The organism is Yersinia massiliensis CCUG 53443 (genome assembly GCF_000312485.1).
GTDB classification, from domain to species: Bacteria; Pseudomonadota; Gammaproteobacteria; order Enterobacterales; family Enterobacteriaceae; genus Yersinia; species Yersinia massiliensis.
In genome coordinates, this window is sequence record NZ_HE997644.1 from 480492 (window position 1) to 501275 (window position 20784).

Genomic DNA, 20784 nt, shown 5'->3' on the forward strand with positions numbered 1-20784 from the left:
CCTCCAAAGATTCCCCTAAGTCATTGCCGTTGCAGGTAGGCAGCAAACGAACGAGTCCCGATGAGCTGACTCAAGTCACGTGATTCGGGCGAGTAAGTCGCCGACTAACCAACCTGCAACGCCAAACCCACCAAGAATTCCCCTAAGTCATTGCCGTTGCAGGTAGGCAGCAAACGAACGAGTCCCGATGAGCTGACTCAAGTCAGTGATTCGGGCGAGTAAGTGCCGCTAACAACCCTGCAACGCCAAGGACAACGGGGAATCGGGTTTAGTGACGCTTCCCGTCATCATCCTCATCAACCAACTCTTCATCGTCAAACTCGCCGTCTTCACCCTCTTCGCCGTTAGGGTCTTCGTAGTATGTCCCCCAACCGTCGTAATTTACGCCGCATTTCTCGGCCAGTGCGATGAGCTGCTCAACTTGTGTATCGATAATTTCTGCATTCAGCGCGACTTCGCTAATCACATCACAGCACATCACCACTGAACCATCTTCCACTTCCAGTTCTTCGGCATCTGTCACTTCATAACCCAGCTTAAAGGCTTCAACGGCGGCCTTTTCCAGCACTTCGAATTTTTCAGCAGAAAGATGGTGCTCAATCGTGTACAGCGCATCAGGATCGCTGCCATCGTCTAGCAGTTCTTCGATGATCAGGCGAGTCTCATCACGTTGTTCGTCCAGCATTTCGCGGTTTGCCATGCCTTTATCCTCAGTCAATGGGCTTAGTATTGCGCTATTTTCCCACACCCACGCAGTTGCCTCCACTATAAACGATAAAGATTTATTCATTGGGGTTGTAATTGAATATTTATACGTATAAATTGAATTTAAATTCAACTAGACTATTCAGGATGCAAACCATGAGCACTATGAGTCAGTTCTACAAACGTCACTTTTTAAGGTTACTGGATTTTACCCCCACCGAAATTACCGCGCTGTTAGATTTGGCCGCTGAGCTAAAGCAAGCCAAGAAATCCGGCAATGAACAGCAAAAACTGGTGGGTAAGAATATCGCGCTCATCTTCGAAAAAGACTCGACCCGTACTCGATGCTCTTTCGAAGTTGCCGCATATGATCAAGGTGCGCGTGTGACTTACCTCGGCCCAGGCGGGAGTCAGATTGGGCATAAAGAATCAATTAAGGATACCGCCCGTGTGTTAGGCCGTATGTATGACGGTATTCAGTATCGTGGTCATGGCCAACAAGTGGTTGAAACATTGGCCGAATATGCGGGTGTCCCGGTGTGGAATGGCCTGACGAATGAATTCCACCCGACACAGCTTCTGGCTGATTTATTGACCATGCAAGAGCATCTGCCAGGTAAGCCGTTGAGTGAGATGAAATTTGCCTATCTTGGCGATGCCCGTAACAACATGGGGAACACCATGCTGGAAGCTGCTGCACTGGTCGGGATGGATTTACGTCTGGTCGCGCCAAAAGCATGCTGGCCGGAGGCACAACTGGTGGCGGCATGTCAGGCACAGGCGCAAAAAACCGGCGGAAAAATCACGCTGACAGAAGATATTGCCGAAGGTGTGAAAGGCGCTGACTTCTTATATACCGATGTGTGGGTTTCGATGGGTGAACCAAAAGAAGTGTGGCATGAACGGGTTGCACTACTGAAACCCTATCAGATCAATATGAACGTGGTGAAACTCACCGGTAACCCGCAGGTTAAGTTCCTGCACTGCCTGCCCGCTTTCCATGACGATCAAACAACGGTTGGCAAGCAAATGGCTGAGCTTTATGACTTACCGGAAGGGATGGAAGTGACCGATGAAGTCTTTGAATCCACGCACAGCATCGTGTTTGATCAGGCCGAAAACCGCCTACACACCATTAAAGCCGTGATGGTTGCCACCCTCAGCCAAGCATAAAGATATTCAACTGCTTACATAAAAAGGGCCGATTCAGTTAACTGAGCGGCCCTTTTTTATAAACCCATGACTAATTTTATAAACCCATCACCCATTTTATAAACTCATTGATCACTTTTAGGCTGAGTCATCGGCGGTGGCAAGCGCTGCCCGAAACGCAGGCAGTTAAGCAAGAAAGTCTATTTTACCGCGAGTTTGACGACGGCTTTACGTACCTTAGCCGGCTCACCCACTGCACACAGTGGCTTGTGCACTTCGCCCGGGTAGAACACCACGAAATCACCGGCTTGCATAACGAATTGCTTTTCATCGACGCCTGCCGGTAAGAAAGCAATGTCTTTATCGGCTAACCAGTCGGTATCTGGCTTGCCTGCGGGCAGATTACTGAAGGTCATCCCCTCGACACCCGCCAGTACAATCTGGATATCCAGATACTTGGCATGATATTCCGCGCGGCGATTTTCCAGATAATCGGTGCTGTCGTTAGAAATCAGCACAAACAGGTTATTACCATCAATATCATGCTTGCCCAGAGGGGTTTCTGCTGTGATATGGCTTTTCACATATTCAATCGCGTCTTTCAATTGCGCAGGCAGATAAGGTACTAATTCCAAATGATGAATGTTTCCGGTGATCATGACTTTCCCTTTTGTAAAATTAAAATGAAATAATGTTCCATTATAACCAGTTCATATCTCATTTATTGGGAAGTCTCTAACATTTATTTATCCAATTTTTATTCAGTTTCGTTCGATAACTCACTCATCGCAGAATCATTACTTCTATGCAATATTCGTTTATCACTTATTGTTATAACAAATAACAGTTGAGACTTTGACCACAGACTGCAAAGCCACTATCGTGGGAAACTGCGATGAAATAGTCGAAAAAACAATAATTTCCTCGTAATGCTAATGATGCTTGTTGCGCTCAATGTAACAAGTTTCGGTGGTTGAATCCTATTCAGGGAGTCGCAATGAAAACTAAAATTCTGTCATTATTGATTTTGACAGCACTATCAAGCAGTGTATTGGCTGCAACACCACCAGATACATTGGTGGTCGTACAATCCCTGGATGATATCGTCAGCCTGGATCCGGCAGAAAGTAATGAACTGTCGAGTATTCAGACCGTACCTAGCCTCTATCAGCGTTTGATCCAAGCCGATCGTGATAATCCGGCAGAAATTAAGCCCGTACTGGCTGAAAGCTGGGAAGGTGACGCCGCAGCCAAAACCCTGACCGTCAAATTGCGCCCAGATGCGGTATTTGCATCAGGCAATCCGGTGCAAGCCGATGATGTGATTTACTCCTTCACTCGCGCAATCAAGATGAACCGCTCTCCCGCTTTTATTCTTAACGTGCTGGGTTGGGATGCGACCAACATCGAACAACACCTGAAAAAGATCGATAACAACACCGTGCGACTGAGTTGGAGTGCAGATGTCAGCCCAGCGGTTGCCTTGAATATTTTATCAACGCCGATCGCCTCAATTGTTGATAAAAAAGCTGTCACTGCCAATGTGAAAGATAATGACTACGGCAATGCTTGGTTAAAAATGCATTCAGCCGGCAGTGGCCCGTTCAAAATGCGTGTTTATCAACCGCATCAAGCCATTGTATTAGATGCCAACGCGACATCGCCGGGTGATAAGCCACTGATTAAAAATATTATTATTAAAAACGTGCCCGACCCAAGTGCTCGTCGCTTACTGATTCAGCAAGGGGATGCCGATATCGCCCGCGAATTAGGGCCAGACCAGACTGCCGCCTTGAAAACAGAAGCAGGCGTCAAAGTGGTCGAGATCCCATCAGCGGAACAAAACTATTTGGTCTTTAACACGGCCAACCCAGCCAACCCGCTGTTGAGTAAACCTGAGTTGTGGCAGGCTGCACGTTATCTGGTTGATTATCAGGGCATTACCAAAGACTTACTGAAAGACCAATATTTCGTGCACCAAAGCTTCCTGCCGGTTGGTTTACCGGGCGCGCTGGAAAGCAATCCGTTCACCTTTGATCCGGCTAAAGCCAAAGAAATACTGGCAAAAGCGGGCATTAAAGACCCAACGTTGACGCTGGATGTTGAGAACAAACCACCGTTTATCACCATCGCCCAATCGTTACAGGCCAGCTTTGCCCAAGGTGGCGTGAAATTGGTGTTACTGCCAGCAGCAGGCAGCCAAGTCTATGGTCGAGTTCGGGCGAAGCAACATCAGTCTGCGATTCGTTTGTGGATACCGGATTACTTCGATGCTCACTCCAACGCTAGCGCCTTCGCCTATAACGACGGTAAAAGTAGCACTGTTGCCGGTTTAAACGGTTGGGTGATCCCTGAGCTGAATAAGCAAACACTGGCCGCCGTGGCAGAAGCTGATCCGGCTAAGCGCACCGCGCTGTATACCCAGTTGCAACAAGAGTTGCAGCAGAACTCGCCTTACATCTTTATCGACCAAGCCAAAGCGCAAGTTGTGCTGCGAGATAATGTGAAGGGCTACCAACAGGGCCTGAATGCCGATATGGTCTATTATGACCGTGTCAGCAAGTAACTTATTTTTGTCTAATTTGGTATTGCAGGGGGCTTCCTGCCTACCTGCAATACCAATGACGCCAGAAATAGCCCTGCTGATTGACCCCGTTTTATGAAATATAAGTAGGTTAATAGCCGATGTCTGTGGCACTAAATCAAACGCCGGGAACCTTATCCCGGCGTCGTCTTTGGGGGTTTTTACAGGGATTACTCACCCTGGCCCTGACGTTATTCGGTCTACTGGTGATCACTTTTTTCCTCTCGGCAATGTCGCCAGTAGATCGGGTGTTACAAATTGTGGGCGACCACGCCAGTGAGGCGACTTACCAGCAGGTTAAGCACCAACTCGGGCTGGATCAGCCATTAGCCGTACAGTTCTGGCACTATTTGGTGCGCTTGGCCCACGGTGATTTGGGTCTTGCCAGCGCCAGTGGTCAGCCGGTATTACAAGATTTGCTCACCGTTTTCCCTGCCACATTAGAACTGGCTACCTTGTCACTGATCATTGGTGCCACGCTCGGGGTTATCCTCGGTTTACTCTGCGCCCGTTGGGCCGGTAGTAAGCTGGATGCGACAATTCGCTTTATCACTTTGCTCGGTAACTCAGTGCCCATCTTCTGGTTGGGTTTGCTGATGCTATTGCTGTTTTATGCACGCCTGCAATGGAGCCCCGGTCCCGGCCGTCTCGATGATATTTATCAATATACCGTGGAAGCAAAAACCGGTTTTGCCCTGATTGATACTTGGCGCTCTGGTGATGCTGGTGCCTTTGGCAATGCCATCGCCCACTTAATCTTGCCTGTCGCCCTGCTCTCTTATTACGCACTGGCCAGTATCACCCGCCTGACTCGCTCAGCTTGCCTGAGTGAATTGAATAAAGAGTACATCACGCTAGCCAGAGCCAAAGGGGCCGGTGAAATGCGTATCCTGCTGATGCATGTGTTGCCAAATATTCGTGGCACATTGCTCACCGTGATCGCACTGGCCTATACCAGCATGTTGGAAGGCGCGGTGTTAACCGAAACCGTTTTTGCCTGGCCGGGGATTGGCCGCTATCTGACCAGTGCCCTGTTTGCGGGGGATACCACCGCCATTATGGGGGGAACGCTGCTACTCGGTATGTGCTTTATTTTGATTAATAACGTGACGGATCTGCTGGTCCGGTTGCTGGATCCGAGAACGCGCTGATATGTTGATGATACTGAAATGCAAATAGCAAAAGTCTGCCACACGCTAAAGCGTTCCCCTGCCACCAGCATTGGGCTATTGATTATCTCCTTGCTGGTTTTCATTGCGATTTTCGCGCCGTGGATCGCACCGCAAGATCCTAACTGGCAAAACGCCGCGGATCGGCTGCTACCACCGGGCTCTGCTGGGCATTGGCTGGGCACTGATAGCTATGGCCGCGATATGCTGTCGCGCTTAATTTATGGCACTCGCCCAACATTGGGTTTGGTGCTTTTAGTCACTGTGATCACTCTGCCACTGGGGCTATTGGTCGGCGTGCTGTCCGGTTATTACGGCGGCTGGCTTGAACGTGTGCTGATGCGCGTGACGGATGTGGTGATGTCGATGCCACGGTTGATATTGGCTTTTGCCTTTGTGGCAATGCTCGGTCCCGGTTTGATTAATGGCGCATTGGCGTTAGCACTGACCACATGGCCCGCTTATGCCCGTCAGGCACGCGCCGAAATTCAATTATTACGTAAGAGCGACTATCTGGCAGCAGCCGAAATGATGGGCATCAAAGGATTACGCCTGCTGTGGGGCCATATTTTACCGATGTGTCTCCCCTCGGCGGTGGTGCGTTTAGCGCTGGATCTGGCGGGTATCATCCTAGCGGCAGCGGGGTTAGGTTTCCTCGGATTAGGCGCACGTCCCCCGATGTCCGAATGGGGTTCTATGGTCGCGGATGGTATGCAGGTTATTTTCGACCAATGGTGGATCGCCGCCATCCCGGGCTGCGCGATTTTGCTCAGCAGCATGGCATTTAATCTGTTAGGCGATGGCCTGCGCGATATTTTGGACCCTCACCATGACTGATAAAATTTTCGCTGTAGAGAATCTGTGTGTCGATTTTCAGCAACAACGGGTGGTCGATAATATTTCGTTCCACCTCGGCCAAGAACGCGTCGCTTTGGTGGGTGAATCAGGTTCTGGCAAATCGATTACAGCCAGAGCGTTGATGGGGTTAGTCCGCTCGCCGGGCAAAGTCAGTGCCAAAAAACTGAGTTATTACGCCGATAATCCCCATCAGCAGGGGGAACCCGCCCTTGCTATCGAACATGATTTGACGGCGCTCAAACCCAAGCAATGGGGTGCGCTGCGCGGTAAAGAAATAGCCATGGTGCTGCAAGACCCTCGCTATGCATTGAATCCAGTGCGAACCGTAGGGAAACAAATTGAAGAGTCTTTGCTGTTGCACAATGCGCTTTCCCGTGCTGACACACATGAGCGAGTCTTAAATGCATTGGCTTCGGTGGGATTAAATGAGAGTGCTTACCACCAATATCCCGGCCAGTTGTCGGGTGGGATGGGGCAACGAGCGATGTTAGCCATCGCATTAGTCAATAACCCGCGCGTCTTAATTGCTGATGAACCTACCTCAGCTTTAGATGCCAAATTACGTAATCAAATCCTTGAGTTGATCGTCGAACAAACCGAGCAGCGCAAGATGAGTTTACTGCTGATTAGCCATGATCTGCCATTAGTGTCGGAGCATTGCCACCGCGTATTGGTGATGTATCAAGGCAAATTGGTGGATCAAGGGCTGGCCGCTGAATTGCCGCACTCAACCCATCCTTATACCCATACCTTGTGGGCTTGCCGCCCCAATGCCACCACTTACGGCACTGACTTACCGGTATTGGATCGCAGCGTAGATTTTTCTGGAGGTACCCGTGGCACTGATTGAAGTCAATAATCTGCGGGTCAGTTTCGCCCTGAAGAATCAAGTCAAAACGGCGGTTGAGTCGGTCAGCTTTGCAGTTGAAGAAGGCGAAACGTTCAGCCTGATCGGCGCATCCGGCTGTGGTAAATCCACCGTATTACGGACACTGGCTGGTTTGCAGCGGGAGTGGCAAGGTGAAATTAGCTTGCTGGGCAAGCCGTTGCAAGCAGGGCAACGTTTCACCGGTCAACTGCGCAAAGATGTGCAGATGGTGTTTCAAGACCCCTATGCCTCGTTACATCCACAGCATAATATTCAGCGCACACTGGGTGAGCCGTTAAAGATTCACGGTGAGCGCAATATCCAGCAGCGAATTGATCAGGCTCTCGCGCAAGTGGGTCTCCCTGCTTCTGCGGCGCAGCGCTATCCCCATCAATTCTCCGGTGGTCAACGTCAACGCATTGCCATCGCCCGCGCCTTACTTTTACGGCCCAAACTGCTGTTACTCGATGAACCCACTTCGGCATTGGATATGTCTGTTCAGGCAGAGATCCTTAATTTGCTCAATCATTTAAAACGCGAACACGGCATGACCTATTTGCTGGTCAGCCATGACAGTGATGTTGTGGCCCATATGTCTGAACGCGCCGCAATGATGGAAAGTGGCAAGATAGTGAGGGAGTTTACACGGCAAGATTTGGAGCAAGCGGCACACTTTATGGGGTAACCCATCTAAGCAGAAAGGACACTTAAAAGTGTCTTTTCCGTTTAGATAAATGTGATACATTAGATCATATCTACAGTAAAGACACAAAAAAGAGATCTTTCTGTTAAGGTGATTGTAATGAATAAGCTAACCGCTATTACCAAGTTTGATGAATTTAGCCGCCATGGGCGCTACGTTTTCCATCTGCGCGATTTCGATAAAATCTTTCCTGATGAGTCACCTCGTGCAATGAAAGCTTCCCTCAAGCGTTTGGTTGAAAGTCATATCCTGACGCGTGCAGCACAGGGGGTTTACGTTTATGTGCGTGGAACGAAAGACAGCTACATACTTGAGCATATCGTTAAGACTATGCGCAGGGGAGAATATAGTTATGTCAGCCTCGAGTCGGCATTATCACAATATGGGGTGATATCGCAAATTCCAATCGACCGATTAACAGTCATGACCACAGGCCGCTCCGGGGAATATAAGACGCCGTGGGGAGTCATTGAACTGACGCACACTGAACGTTCCGTTAGCGATATTTTAGCGGGCACGATTGTGACAAAATCCCCCATTAGGTTCGCAAAAAAAGAGACAGCAGTAAGAGATTTGCGCCGAGTAGGGCGAAACACACACCTGATTGATAATACGGAGTTGGTGAATGCCTAAGCGTATTGATTTTGATAATTTAGTCGCGGCGGTGATTCAACAAGAAGGGCTGTCCGCTTTGCGCCCTGTTGTTGAAAAGGAGTTGCTGCATTATGACATTCTATTTTGTTTGTCAGAGGCGGGTTTATTAAAGGAATTAACATTTCAGGGGGGGACCTCACTCAGGCTATGTTACGGCTCGAATCGCTTTAGTGAGGATCTAGATTTTGCAGGTGGACTGGGATTTTGCTCTGCTAATCTGTCAGAAATGAAAAGCTGTATTGAAGCCTATCTAGGGGGCAGATATGGGCTGGAAGTGACGGTCAAAGAGCCCAAAGAACTATGTATGGAACCTGAATACTCTGAAATTAAAGTCGATAAATGGCAAATATCAGTCACTACTGCGCCTGAGCAGCGAGATATACCAAGGCAACGTATTAAAATTGAAGTCGCTAACATTCCTGCTTATACACGCTCAGTCAGACAATTAGCCCGAAATTATGCGGTGCTACCCGATGGTTATAGCGATACCCTGATCAGTGTTGAAACACTGGAAGAAGTAATGGCTGATAAATTAGTCTCCCTGCCCGCATCGACAAAATATGTTCGATACCGCGATATATGGGACTTAGTATGGCTTAAGCAGCAATCAGCAAATGTGAATTCCGTACTGGTCAATAAAAAGTTAACCGATTATAAAACCGATAATTTTGAAGAAAAACTTCAGGCTCGAATTGATTCATTGGCAGAAATTATTTCTGGTGGGAAATTCCATGAAGAAATGAAACGTTTTATTCCTTCCCATATTTATGACACCACATTGGCAAAAAAGGAATTTTCACCGTTTTTACTCGGCACACTGACAGAGTTGCTACTCCAGCTTAAAGAAGAACTTTATGGGGTAAATAATCAATCGACTCTTTTTAAAATGTAAAGTCAGCGGGAGGGCTCCTGCCTTCCTGCCAGAAAAACTCGACTAAGCCAACGAATCGACTATCAACAAAGACCACATTACCGGCCTTAGCTCCCTGAAGTTAGGCTAAACACCGCCCCCATAAAAACGTAAATTCCCTTCGACTGCGCAGCAAACACCCTTAACACCGAATTCTTTGCTCTACGTCAACTTTGTTTGCTCACACCTATATATAGTGCTTGTAGGAACAAAGACACCTATATGTAGTAGTTATCCACAAAATCATCCACACCCCCCCGCAGCCCTGATGTGCTGCGGATCGTCTTGTGGATAACCCTACGCGGCAGGATACAGGAGCGACATTGTGAAAACAGTAGTGATTAAACGGGACGGTTGTCAGGTACCTTTTGATGAGGTGCGGATCAAGGAAGCCGTCGAACGCGCAGCTTTAGCTGTTAGCGTTGTCGATGCAGATTATTGTGCAACGGTTGCCCGTGTGGTCGCTCAGACGATGGAGAACCAGCCGAAGGTTGATATCCGCGATATCCAAAATGCGGTCGAAAACCAACTAATGGCCGGTCAATACAAACAGTTAGCCCGAGCTTATATCGAGTATCGCCATGACAGGGATATTTCGCGGGAACTGCGCGGTCGCCTGAACCAAGAAATTCGGGGTTTGGTAGAGCAAAGCAACAAAGCGCTGCTGAACGAAAATGCCAACAAAGACAGTAAAGTCATCCCCACCCAGCGCGACCTGCTAGCCGGTATCGTCGCCAAACACTATGCCAAACAGCATATCTTGCCACGCGATGTGGTACTGGCCCACGAACGGGGTGAAATCCATTATCACGACCTCGATTACGCGCCCTTCTTCCCAATGTTCAACTGCATGTTGATTCACCTTAATGGCATGCTGACCCAAGGCTTCAAAATGGGTAATGCGGAGATAGAACCGCCAAAATCCATCTCAACGGCAACCGCTGTTACAGCGCAAATCATTGCGCAGGTCGCGAGCCATATTTATGGTGGGACAACCATCAATCGCATTGATGAAATTCTCGCGCCTTTCGTCACTGAAAGTTTTAATAAGCATAAAGCGATCGCTCAAGAATGGCAGATTCCTGATGCCGCCGGTTATGCCATGTCGCGCACCGAGAAAGAGTGTTACGACGCATTCCAATCGCTGGAATATGAAGTGAATACGTTGCATACCGCGAATGGACAGACTCCGTTTGTCACCTTCGGTTTCGGGTTAGGCACCACGTGGCAATCGCGCATGATCCAGCAAGCCATTTTGCGTAACCGCATCGCGGGCTTAGGTAAAAACCGTAAAACCGCAGTCTTCCCAAAACTGGTATTTGCAATTCGCGATGGCTTGAATCACAAGTTCAGCGACCCTAATTACGATATCAAACAACTCGCTCTCGAGTGCGCCACCAAGCGCATGTACCCCGATATCCTTAATTATGACCAAGTGGTCAAGGTGACCGGCTCCTTTAAAACGCCGATGGGTTGCCGCAGTTTCTTGGGTGTATATGAAGAAGCAGGCGAACAGATCCATGACGGCCGTAATAATCTTGGGGTTATCAGCCTTAACCTGCCGCGTATCGCGCTAGAAGCCAAGGGTAATGAAGCTAAATTCTGGCAATTGCTGGATGAGCGTTTGCTGTTAGCCAAGAAAGCCCTGATGACCCGAATCGCCCGTTTAGATGGCGTCAAAGCACGGGTCGCGCCTATTTTGTATATGGAAGGTGCTTGCGGTGTCCGCTTACAGGCGGACGATAACGTCTCTGAAATCTTTAAAAATGGCCGTGCCTCCATCTCACTGGGCTTTATCGGTATACATGAAACCGTGAACGCGTTGTTTGGCGATAAAACTCATGTTTTTGATGATGAAACCTTACGCCAAAAAGCCGTCGCCATTGTTGAGCGCATGCGGCAAGCCACCGATGCGTGGAAAGAAGAAACTGGCTATGCCTTCAGCCTGTACAGCACACCAAGTGAAAACCTGTGTGACCGTTTCTGCCGCCTTGATACCGCCGAATTTGGTGTGGTAGAAGGCGTGACAGACAAAGGATATTACACCAACAGTTTCCATCTGGATGTCGAAAAGAAAGTTAACCCTTACGACAAGTTGGACTTCGAAGCGCCTTATCCCCCTTTGGCGAACGGGGGCTTTATCTGTTACGGCGAATATCCTAACTTGCAGCATAACCTGCGGGCATTGGAGGATGTTTGGGACTACAGCTATAACCGCGTCCCTTATTACGGCACCAACACGCCGATTGATGAGTGCTACGAATGTGGTTATACCGGTGAATTCTCTTGTACCAGCAAAGGCTTTACCTGCCCGAAATGCGGTAATCATGAACCGTCGAAAGTGTCAGTCACCCGCCGAGTGTGTGGTTATCTGGGGAGCCCTGATGCACGCCCATTCAATGCCGGTAAGCAGGAAGAAGTGAAGCGCCGGGTGAAACATTTGGCAAACGGGCAACTGGGCTAAGCCCCAGCACAGTAAACAGTTCACTCTATGACCCAAAGTCATTGGCGTTGCAGGCAGTTAGCTCACCGGCAACGCCAAGTACGAGGGGGGCACTCACTATCAACTTTCATCAATACTATCCGGTCGACGTCATCAACGGTCCTGGCACTCGCTGCACACTGTTTGTCTCAGGTTGCGTGCACGAATGCGTGGGCTGCTATAACAAAAGTACTTGGCGGCTCAACTCGGGCAAACCCTTTACCCGAGAAATGGAAGATCAGATCATCGCGGACCTGAACGATATCCGTATCTCACGGCAGGGGCTGTCTCTTTCGGGTGGCGATCCGCTGCATCCACAAAATTTGTCCGCTATTTTGCAACTGGTCAAACGGGTGCGACACGAGTGCGATAACAAAGATATCTGGGTCTGGACCGGCTATACCCTCGCTGAACTGACGGATGAGCAACAACAAGTGGTGGATTTAATTAATGTGCTAGTGGATGGCAAATTTGTGCAAGACCTGAAAGATCCCTCCCTTATCTGGCGCGGCAGCGGCAATCAAGTGATTCATCACCTGCGTTAGGCCATCTTGATCAGTTTGCGAAGTTATAGGTTAACGTCGCATTAAACCGCCAATCCCGACGACTACTATCACTGGGCAGGTCACCAATCGGCCTTGCCCCTTCCAGTGAAAGTGAATAATGTTTGTTGTCACCAAAGGTGACCCCAACCGCATACGAAGCCAACTTCTTGGCAGGGAAAATCGACGAGTTATACCAAGTATGTGCCGTATCCAATACCACATAAGGCTGGATTGATTTTAGCCAAACACCATTTTTCCGATTATGCATATAACGCATTTCGATTTGACCACCGTAGCCATAATCCCCCGTGGCTTCACTGTCTGGATAACCGCGACCAAACCGTAACCCGCCGAAGGTCACATGCTCCGCCTCGGGTAAGTCATTGTCAGACCAATCACCTTCCGCCGCCGCACTTAACCGCCATTTCTCGGCCATTAAATAGGCCCCGTCGCCCGTGATTTTCCACCGTGTGAAGCCCAGATCGCCCCAAGGCACCGAACTGGAGGCAAGCGCCCCGTTAATGCCTTTGCGGACACTCGCACGGGTACTCCAATAGGCTTGGGTATATTCACGATAGCCCGCCAGAGCAAATTCTGCTGCCGGATAACGCATACGCTGATTTTGCTCTTCCAGATCGACCAATCGATTATTTTGGCTATTAAATCGCGCACGCTGTTTGAGGCTATAACTTTTCTCCAGATAATCGAGTCCACCGCTAAGGGTCCATTGGCGCTGACGGGTTAATTCCAGTGGGTAGCTTAATACGACACCGCCAGTATATTGTGTCTGCTCGGTGCGAGCCGCTAACGTAATATCTTGCGGATAGTAAGTGATGAGATCCGTATAATCTTTCGGGTTCTGTTTATAATAACTGCCACGGGTTTGCAGCAGCAGCCCATTGCTACCTATATATTGCTGGTAGTTTAAGCCCAAATATTGGTCTCGGTTTTTATTATTGAGCGGTAATAATGTCGCGATACCCAATTGTTCCGCGTAGGGCGTAAAACCACTTAATGTCGCATTCAGCACCCCACTGTAAACCCCTTTGCGGCTATCTAGCGCGGTAGTGACATTCCAATTCCGGGGATGGTCAGCTTTTACATCCAATAATGTTGCACCATATATATTGTCCGGATTTTTCGCAGTGGCGATCACTTTCGTATCAGGTGTACGGCTCATCAAAATATTGTAGCGCTCGAAAGTATCCTTCGTCAGCGGCTTCTCGGCCATGATGTGCTGAGCCAGTTTGGTGAGCCAGCGGCCAATCATCGCATTGTCACTTTGGATACGGGTATTGGCGATATAGCCTTCGACTAAACCTATTTTTAATGTGCCATCGGCGAAGTTATCGGAGGGTAAATAAGCATAAGAAAGCACATAGCCGTCTTGCTGATAGCGCTGAGTAATAGATTGAGTCGCCACCAGCAAACTTTTTAACGGGACTTTTTTGCCTATATAGCCGTTAAATGGCTCGCTCAGCAGCTTAATGTCATAACGAGTGCCGCCAATAAATTGAATATGCCGCACATCAATTAACGTATCGAGGGTTAATTTAGGGCCTGGCGTTGGCGTTGAAAGTACAGGCGGCGCGGTTCTCGTCGGTTGCGGTTTAATAATATCTCGTGAAATTCTGGATGGGTTATTTTGATCAATGAGCGCGGGTACGGTATTTGCCCATGCACTGTATTGCCATCCCAAAAACAATAATAGCCACGCTCTATTATTCATAGAATGTTTCCTTCTGCGCTCACATAATTATTTTTATAAAAATCTGTTTTTATCAGACTGCTGACAAACACCGATGTCTCGACCAAGAACGGTGAGGACAGGCAGAAGAGTAAAGCGTCCGCGCCATCAGGGATGATTTTACGGCGTCTTTACGATCTGCTTGTCTTCTGTGCAATCGGCACTTTGTCAGCTATCTCTTATTATCTTTACGTCAGATATTCCCCCGATAAAAAACGGGGGAATATCTCTGGCGATGAGTCAGTGGGATTGGGGTTTTAATATTCCCCCTAAACCGCCCACTAAACCTCCGCCGGAACTGGCATTCGCATTGGCGTTAGCAGATACGCCTGCCGTCACACCACCGGTTACACCACCCGTGACACCACCGACGGTATTAGTGACCCCAGCCAATAAGCCATTAGAGCCACCCGTGCTGGTCGGTGCCGCTACCAAGCCACCCGTGCTCGCCACTGCCTGCCCTGTGCCTTGCAGCACTTGGCCCACACCCGCTAATGCCGGTGCACTTGTCCCCAATTGCGTTCCTGTGGTGGCAACCGTGCCCCCCACCGCAGTCACTAAATTATTCACTGGCGTTCCAATACCGGTCGTTGCACCCACGGATTGAGTGATGTCTTGTACTTGGCCTACCACCGGTGTCACGACCCCGGTCGCCGCGGTCGTTAACTTACTGGTGGTACCGGTTTGCAGGTCTTGCGCTAACCCATTGCCAATGGCGCTAACGGCCCCGCCGGTCTTATCGACTAATCCACCTGCCGTACCAGTGACCCCTGCCAACGGCGTATTGGTCCCAATACCTGAAACCGTGCCACCTAAACCTGAAACACCTGTACCAACATCTGCGACGGCTTTTGGTACACTGGCCGCAGTAGTGCCTAAAGCATTAGGATTATTTCCCAATTGGCCCACGCCAGTCTGTAATCCGGTCCCCACTTCACTGACCGCATTACCCGTGCTATCGACCACAGTGACCAGACCTGTACCCACCACTGGCAAGCTACCAATAGGAGTTTGACTGACCACATCGCTGACCGTATTACCGACACCATTCACTGCGGTGCCTACGCCGGTGACTACATTCCCAACCGCCGAATTATTGGCTGTCGTTCCACCACCTGTGCCACCGCCAGTGCCACCGCCAGTACCGCCACCTGTGCCGCCGCCAGTACCGCCGCCTGTGCCACCACCGGAACCGCCGTCCGTACCCGAACCACCGGAACCGCCGTCCGTACCCGAACCGCCGGTTGTTTGACCTGGATTACTCTTTGCTGCATTGATGGATCCACCGCCGCTACCACTACAGGCAGTAAGAGAAAACGCGAGCAAAATAGCCAAAGTCACTTTGCTCAGTTGGCTGAAATTATTAGGGCGCATAGTAGAAACCCCCATCGTGACCGCCACAGTGGCGTAAATTAACTATAAGAGACACTTATGTTTCCCTCAAGTTGCCACAATGTTTATTTTTTGTTATGAATGATAATTTATTGAATGAAGATGTATCAGATTGATAACGTGATAAAACTTTTTCGTCTAAACAGCGTACTTTTTCGCATTAAAAACCCTCTGACATAGACAAAAGTTCACCTTACCGCCATCTCCGCTTAACCCTACTGTCATGATTACCCGCCAGCATAGCGATGAGATCACTTACCGGTAATCGCCATGACCATCACACTTCTGACTGCCCGTTTTGCACTGACCATCACTTCGATATGTCCGGCAGTCAGGGAGAATGATACTGAGAGAGGGAATATCTGCCATGCACCTATCTAGACCACCGACCAGTTATCCCACCCGCTATCAACAAATTGCGGCGCAATTAGAACAAGAGCTGCGCGGTCAATATCGCTGTGGCGATTACCTGCCGCCGGAGCAACAACTGGCTGACCGTTATCAGGTTAACCGCCATACCTTGCGCCGCGCCGTTGACGAGTTAGTTGAACGTGGCTGGCTACAACGCCGCCAAGGGATCGGCACTCTGGTGTTGATGCGCCCCTATGACTACCCACTTCATGCCAACGCCCGTTTTAGCCAAAACTTACTGGACCAAGGCAGTGACCCCACCAGTGAGCGCTTACTAGCTGTCTTACGCCCCTGCATAGAGCATGTCGCCAAAGCACTCTCACTGGAGGAAGGCACTCAAGTCATTCATTTACGGACCTTGCGGCGAGTCAATGGCGTGCCGGTCTGTGTTATCGATCACTACCTGCCAGACCTGAGTTGGTGGCCTGCCTTGCAACAATTCAATACCGGTTCACTGCATCAATTCATCACCCAGCATCTACAACAGCCGTTGAGCCGCAGCCAAACCCGTATCAGCGCGCGTCGTGCACAAGCCAAAGAGAGCCGCTTGCTGGAAATTGCTACCCATGCACCGCTGCTGTGTGTACGGACGTTAAATATCTGCGTGAGCAGTCAGCAGGTCGCGGAATACTCCGTCAGCCTGACCCGCGCGGACATGATTGAACTGACGATGGAGCACTGAATGGACAGCACCACCACTCGGCAAGGCTGGATGTCAGTATTAGCACACAGCCAACCCGCGGAACTTCTCGCCCACTGGCAGCCCTTAAATCTGTCACCCGCGTATCAAGTCATACGCGCCCCAGAGATTGGCTTGAACCAACTGCAAGCCCGAATGGGAGCCACTGGCCGCCGGTTTATCCTCGGGGATATGACCATCACCCGCGCGGTTATCAAGCTCAATGACAGTGCTGATATTTATGGTTACAGCTACATTGCGGGGCGCAACAAGGCGCATGCTGAACTTTGCGCACTGCTGGATGCTTTGCTGCAACTGTCGACCCTCAACAGGCATCCGGCCACCGCCCAAGGCAAACCGGCCGGATTAAACGAATTGCTGCTAAGCACGGTGATTCACCCACTGGCTGCGGCGCAACAAGAACGGCGACAACAACGCGCCCGCGCCATCGCGACCAGCAAAGTGGATTTTTTCACCTTAGTGCGGGGAGAAGACTAATGCGCTTATTGACCCATTTTGACCAGCCAGTGGACGATGCTCAGCACACGTTTCGCCGTATTCTGAAGGCATTGAGTGAGCCTGGCGTGCTGGTTTCTCTGCCTGTGGTCACCGGCTGGCAGCCACTGAATCCCGCCACCACCAGCATCCTGTTGACGCTGGCGGATCAGGATACGCCGCTTTATCTGGACGCCTCAATCTACCTAGCGTCACCGAGCGATGTCGAGATATCGCCCCATAGTGACAGTGATACCGTGCAACAGAATCTGCGTTTTCATACTGGCGCACCACTGGTCACCAGCAGCGCCACCGCCAATTTTGCGCTGTTTGGGGAGACGGTCACAGTGGAACAGTTGGCGACCTGCCCAACTGGGGATGAACTTTCGCCAGAGCACTCCGCGACGGTAATGATTCAAACCGATAGCCTGCACCACGGCGTGCCGCTACGTTTACGCGGGCCTGGGATAGAACACAGCCGCACCATCGCACCGCAACTGCCCGCCGCCGTGCTCGATTATCTGCTTAACCGCCCGGTGGCCTTTCCGGCAGGCCTTGATTTCCTGTTGACCTGTGGTGAAAACCTGATGGCAATCCCACGAACCACCCATGTGGAGGTGTGCTGATGTACGTTGCAGTCAAAGGGGGCGAAAAAGCCATTGCGGCCGCCCATCAATTGCTGGAACACCAGCGCCGCGGCGACACGCAGATCCCCGCGATCGATTGTGAGCAAATCGAACAGCAGCTAGGGTTAGCCGTTGATCGGGTGATGACCGAAGGGGGCATTTACGATCGCGAATTGGCTGCACTGGCGATTAAGCAGGCCAGCGGTGATTTGGTGGAAGCCATTTTCTTGCTACGGGCCTATCGCACCACCTTGCCCCGTCTGGCGGTGAGCCAGCCACTGGCGACTGAGAACATGCGACTCGAACGGCGAATCTCAGCCATTTACAAAGATTTGCCGGGTGGACAAGTCCTCGGCCCTACCTATGATTACACCCATCGGCTACTGGATTTTACGCTCTTGGCCTCGGGTGATGCCCCCGCAGCACCTCATAGCCGTGCGGCATTATCCGATGATGTAACCCACAGTCATTGCGCTCATGTGTTTGATTTACTGGCTCAAGAACAGTTAGCACGCACTGAACAAGATGATGACACTGCGCCAGAAGATATTACCCGCCATCCACCGGTTTACCCCTGCAACCGTTCGGCGCGGCTGCAACAACTGGTGCGTGGTGACGAAGGTTTTCTACTGGCGCTGGGCTATTCCACTCAACGTGGTTATGGCCGCACCCACCCTTTTGCCGCTGAAATTCGCACCGGCGACCTGACTATCTCCATCGTGCCAGAAGAGCTGGGATTTGCGATCGACATCGGCGAAATCCTGCTGACCGAGTGCGAAATGGTGAATGGTTTTGTCGATCCCGCGGAAGAACCGCCGCACTTTACGCGTGGCTACGGGTTGGTCTTTGGCCGTGGCGAGCGCAAAGCGATGTCGATGGCGCTGATGGATCGCGCTCTACAAAGTCGTGAATACGACGAGAACGTCACCAGCCCTGCACAAGATGAAGAGTTCGTGCTCGCACATGCGGATAACGTTGAAGCCGCCGGTTTTGTCTCTCATCTCAAACTGCCCCATTACGTCGATTTTCAAGCTGAATTGGCGTTATTAAAGCGCCTGCGCCAGGAATATTTGTCTGCCTCATCGTCACCATCACCAACACAGGAGCCGCACCATGACTGAGGTTCTCACCGGTTACAATCTGGGTTATCTGGATGAGCAAACCAAGCGCACTTTACGCCGTGCGTTGCTCAAAGCCGTGGCGATCCCCGGTTATCAGGTGCCCTTCGGCGGACGAGAAATGCCGATGCCTTATGGTTGGGGCACTGGCGGTATTCAGCTCACCGCCTGTTTGATTGGCCGCTTCGACGTGCTGAAAGTGATTGATCAAGGGGCCGATGACACCACCAATGCCGTCTCGATCCGGCGCTTCTTTCAGCGGGTGAGCGGTGTGGCGACCACAGAGAAAACCATCGACGCGACGCTGATCCAGACCCGTCATCGCATCCCAGAAACACCATTGACGGAAGATCAGATCCTTATCTACCAAGTGCCGATCCCTGAGCCTTTACGCTTTATCGAGCCACGGGAAACCGAGACGCGCAAAATGCATGCATTGGAAGAGTACGGCGTGATGCAGGTGAAATTGTACGAAGATATCGCCCGTTACGGCCATATCGCCACCACCTATGCTTATCCGGTGAAGGTGAATGATCGCTACGTGATGGACCCCTCGCCCATCCCGAAATTTGATAATCCCAAAATGCATATGATGCCCGCCCTGCAACTGTTTGGCGCTGGCCGCGAGAAGCGCTTATATGCCTTGCCGCCCTTTACCAAAGTAGAAAGTCTGGATTTCGACGATCATCCGTTTACGGTGCAGCAGTGGGATCACCCCTGCGAGCTGTGCGGATCGCGTCACAGTTATCTCGATGAAGTCGTGATAGACGATCAGGGCAGCCGGATGTTTGTTTGCTCGGATACCGATTTTTGCCAGCAACAGTTGGCGCAGATAGCCGCACAAGATGGCCTGAAGCACGAGGAAAACATCCGATGATTTCTGCACATTTACTTTCATCACCCGCTGTCCATCCACTGTTATCCGTGGAGAATCTCACCCATTTATACGCCCCCAACAAAGGGTTCAGCGACGTTTCTTTCCAGCTGTATCCGGGTGAAGTGTTAGGGATTGTCGGTGAATCCGGCTCGGGGAAAACCACGTTGTTGAAATCCATCTCAGCACGGTTGGCTCCACAGCAAGGGCAGATCATTTATCGCCCCGATGCGCATCAAGCGGTTGATTTATATCAGATGGCAGAGAGTCAGCGCCGCCGTTTATTGCGGACCGAATGGGGCGTCGTGCATCAGCACCCGATGGACGGTTTGCGACCGCAAGTGTCGGCGGGTGGCAACATCGGCGAACGATTAATGGCGGTGGGTCAGCGCCATTATGGCGAAATACGTCAACAAGCCGGTCGCTGGCTAGAGGATGTCGAAATCCCGCTGTCCCGTTTGGATGACCTCCCCACGACTTTCTCCGGCGGCATGCAGCAGAGGCTACAAATCGCCCGTAATCTCGTGACCCATCCGAAGCTCGTCTTTATGGACGAACCCACTGGTGGACTAGACGTTTCCGTTCAAGCGCGGTTACTGGATTTGCTCCGTAATCTGGTGGTGGAAATGCAGCTCGCCGTGGTGATTGTCACCCACGACCTCGGCGTCGCTCGCTTATTGGCACACCGTCTATTGGTGATGAAAGAAGGCCAAGTCATCGAAAGCGGCCTCACTGACCGAGTACTGGACGACCCTCACCACCCCTATACCCAGTTACTCGTTTCATCGGTACTGCAAAACTGACCCAACACG

Annotated in this window: 20 protein-coding genes; 16 read left to right on the forward strand and 4 right to left on the reverse strand. The window is 50.6% G+C overall.

Annotated elements, in window-relative coordinates:
* Nucleotides 1-268 precede the first annotated feature (268 nt).
* Nucleotides 269-700, reverse strand: a complete 432-nt coding sequence (gene rraB, locus BN68_RS11140; RefSeq protein WP_042806645.1) for a ribonuclease E inhibitor RraB — start codon at nucleotides 698-700, stop codon at nucleotides 269-271.
* A gap of 170 nt (nucleotides 701-870) precedes the next feature.
* Here rraB and argF point away from each other — a divergent pair, with 170 nt between their 5' ends.
* Nucleotides 871-1878: an ornithine carbamoyltransferase gene (argF, locus tag BN68_RS11145; RefSeq protein WP_042806712.1), complete on the forward strand. Its 1008-nt coding sequence runs from the start codon at nucleotides 871-873 to the stop codon at nucleotides 1876-1878.
* 179 nt (nucleotides 1879-2057) lie between these two features.
* On the opposite strand, the gene BN68_RS11150 is transcribed toward argF, so the two are convergent.
* Nucleotides 2058-2516 carry a YhcH/YjgK/YiaL family protein gene (locus BN68_RS11150; protein ID WP_019211252.1) on the reverse strand — a complete coding sequence of 153 codons (459 nt, stop codon included), beginning with the start codon at nucleotides 2514-2516 and terminating at the stop codon, nucleotides 2058-2060.
* 338 nt (nucleotides 2517-2854) lie between these two features.
* Between BN68_RS11150 and BN68_RS11155 the strand changes: the two genes are divergently transcribed.
* From BN68_RS11155 to nrdG, 9 genes are all read left to right on the forward strand, one after another.
* A complete protein-coding gene (locus BN68_RS11155; RefSeq protein ID WP_019211253.1) occupies nucleotides 2855-4423 on the forward strand; it encodes an ABC transporter substrate-binding protein in 1569 nt (522 codons plus the stop codon).
* A 119-nt stretch (nucleotides 4424-4542) separates the two neighbouring features.
* Entirely contained in the window at nucleotides 4543-5592 is a 1050-nt protein-coding gene (locus tag BN68_RS11160) for an ABC transporter permease (protein ID WP_019211254.1), read from the forward strand.
* 18 nt (nucleotides 5593-5610) lie between these two features.
* Complete coding sequence (locus BN68_RS11165; protein ID WP_019211255.1) at nucleotides 5611-6447, forward strand: ABC transporter permease; 837 nt, start codon at nucleotides 5611-5613, stop codon at nucleotides 6445-6447.
* Nucleotides 6440-7318 carry an ABC transporter ATP-binding protein gene (locus tag BN68_RS11170; RefSeq protein WP_019211256.1) on the forward strand — a complete coding sequence of 293 codons (879 nt, stop codon included), beginning with the start codon at nucleotides 6440-6442 and terminating at the stop codon, nucleotides 7316-7318. The genes BN68_RS11165 and BN68_RS11170 overlap by 8 nt, the downstream gene beginning before the upstream one ends.
* Entirely contained in the window at nucleotides 7305-8021 is a 717-nt protein-coding gene (locus BN68_RS11175; RefSeq protein WP_019211257.1) for an ABC transporter ATP-binding protein, read from the forward strand. Before BN68_RS11170 ends, BN68_RS11175 begins: the two co-directional genes overlap by 14 nt.
* A 117-nt stretch (nucleotides 8022-8138) precedes the next feature.
* Nucleotides 8139-8672 carry a type IV toxin-antitoxin system AbiEi family antitoxin gene (abiEi, locus tag BN68_RS11180; RefSeq protein ID WP_019211258.1) on the forward strand — a complete coding sequence of 178 codons (534 nt, stop codon included), beginning with the start codon at nucleotides 8139-8141 and terminating at the stop codon, nucleotides 8670-8672.
* Entirely contained in the window at nucleotides 8665-9585 is a 921-nt protein-coding gene (locus BN68_RS11185; protein WP_019211259.1) for a nucleotidyl transferase AbiEii/AbiGii toxin family protein, read from the forward strand. The genes abiEi and BN68_RS11185 overlap by 8 nt, the downstream gene beginning before the upstream one ends.
* Before the next feature lie 343 nt (nucleotides 9586-9928).
* Nucleotides 9929-12067: an anaerobic ribonucleoside-triphosphate reductase gene (nrdD, locus tag BN68_RS11190; protein ID WP_019211260.1), complete on the forward strand. Its 2139-nt coding sequence runs from the start codon at nucleotides 9929-9931 to the stop codon at nucleotides 12065-12067.
* Nucleotides 12068-12165: 98 nt separating this feature from the next.
* A complete protein-coding gene (gene nrdG, locus BN68_RS11195) occupies nucleotides 12166-12630 on the forward strand; it encodes an anaerobic ribonucleoside-triphosphate reductase-activating protein (RefSeq protein ID WP_042806713.1) in 465 nt (154 codons plus the stop codon).
* A 10-nt stretch (nucleotides 12631-12640) separates the two neighbouring features.
* Here the strand turns inward: nrdG and BN68_RS11200 are convergent, their stop codons facing one another.
* Nucleotides 12641-14359, reverse strand: a complete 1719-nt coding sequence (locus tag BN68_RS11200; RefSeq protein ID WP_019211262.1) for a ShlB/FhaC/HecB family hemolysin secretion/activation protein — start codon at nucleotides 14357-14359, stop codon at nucleotides 12641-12643.
* Nucleotides 14360-14617: 258 nt separating this feature from the next.
* The gene (locus BN68_RS11205; protein ID WP_019211263.1) at nucleotides 14618-15751 is read right to left on the reverse strand and encodes a collagen-like triple helix repeat-containing protein; all 1134 of its coding nucleotides are present in this window, start codon (nucleotides 15749-15751) and stop codon (nucleotides 14618-14620) included.
* A 385-nt stretch (nucleotides 15752-16136) separates the two neighbouring features.
* Between BN68_RS11205 and phnF the strand changes: the two genes are divergently transcribed.
* The 6 genes from phnF to phnK are packed head-to-tail and all read left to right on the forward strand — an operon-like array spanning nucleotide 16137 to nucleotide 20775.
* Complete coding sequence (gene phnF / locus BN68_RS11210; protein ID WP_019211264.1) at nucleotides 16137-16862, forward strand: phosphonate metabolism transcriptional regulator PhnF; 726 nt, start codon at nucleotides 16137-16139, stop codon at nucleotides 16860-16862.
* Nucleotides 16863-17357 (forward strand): phosphonate C-P lyase system protein PhnG, encoded by a 495-nt coding sequence (gene phnG / locus BN68_RS11215; protein ID WP_019211265.1) that lies wholly within the window; start codon nucleotides 16863-16865, stop codon nucleotides 17355-17357.
* Nucleotides 17357-17980, forward strand: coding sequence for a phosphonate C-P lyase system protein PhnH (gene phnH, locus BN68_RS11220; protein WP_019211266.1), 624 nt, complete (start codon nucleotides 17357-17359; stop codon nucleotides 17978-17980). Before phnG ends, phnH begins: the two co-directional genes overlap by 1 nt.
* Nucleotides 17980-19101, forward strand: coding sequence for a carbon-phosphorus lyase complex subunit PhnI (locus BN68_RS11225; RefSeq protein WP_019211267.1), 1122 nt, complete (start codon nucleotides 17980-17982; stop codon nucleotides 19099-19101). The genes phnH and BN68_RS11225 overlap by 1 nt, the downstream gene beginning before the upstream one ends.
* Nucleotides 19094-19975 (forward strand): alpha-D-ribose 1-methylphosphonate 5-phosphate C-P-lyase PhnJ, encoded by an 882-nt coding sequence (locus BN68_RS11230; protein ID WP_019211268.1) that lies wholly within the window; start codon nucleotides 19094-19096, stop codon nucleotides 19973-19975. Before BN68_RS11225 ends, BN68_RS11230 begins: the two co-directional genes overlap by 8 nt.
* Nucleotides 19972-20775, forward strand: a complete 804-nt coding sequence (gene phnK, locus BN68_RS11235) for a phosphonate C-P lyase system protein PhnK (protein WP_019211269.1) — start codon at nucleotides 19972-19974, stop codon at nucleotides 20773-20775. The genes BN68_RS11230 and phnK overlap by 4 nt, the downstream gene beginning before the upstream one ends.
* Nucleotides 20776-20784: the final 9 nt, after the last annotated feature.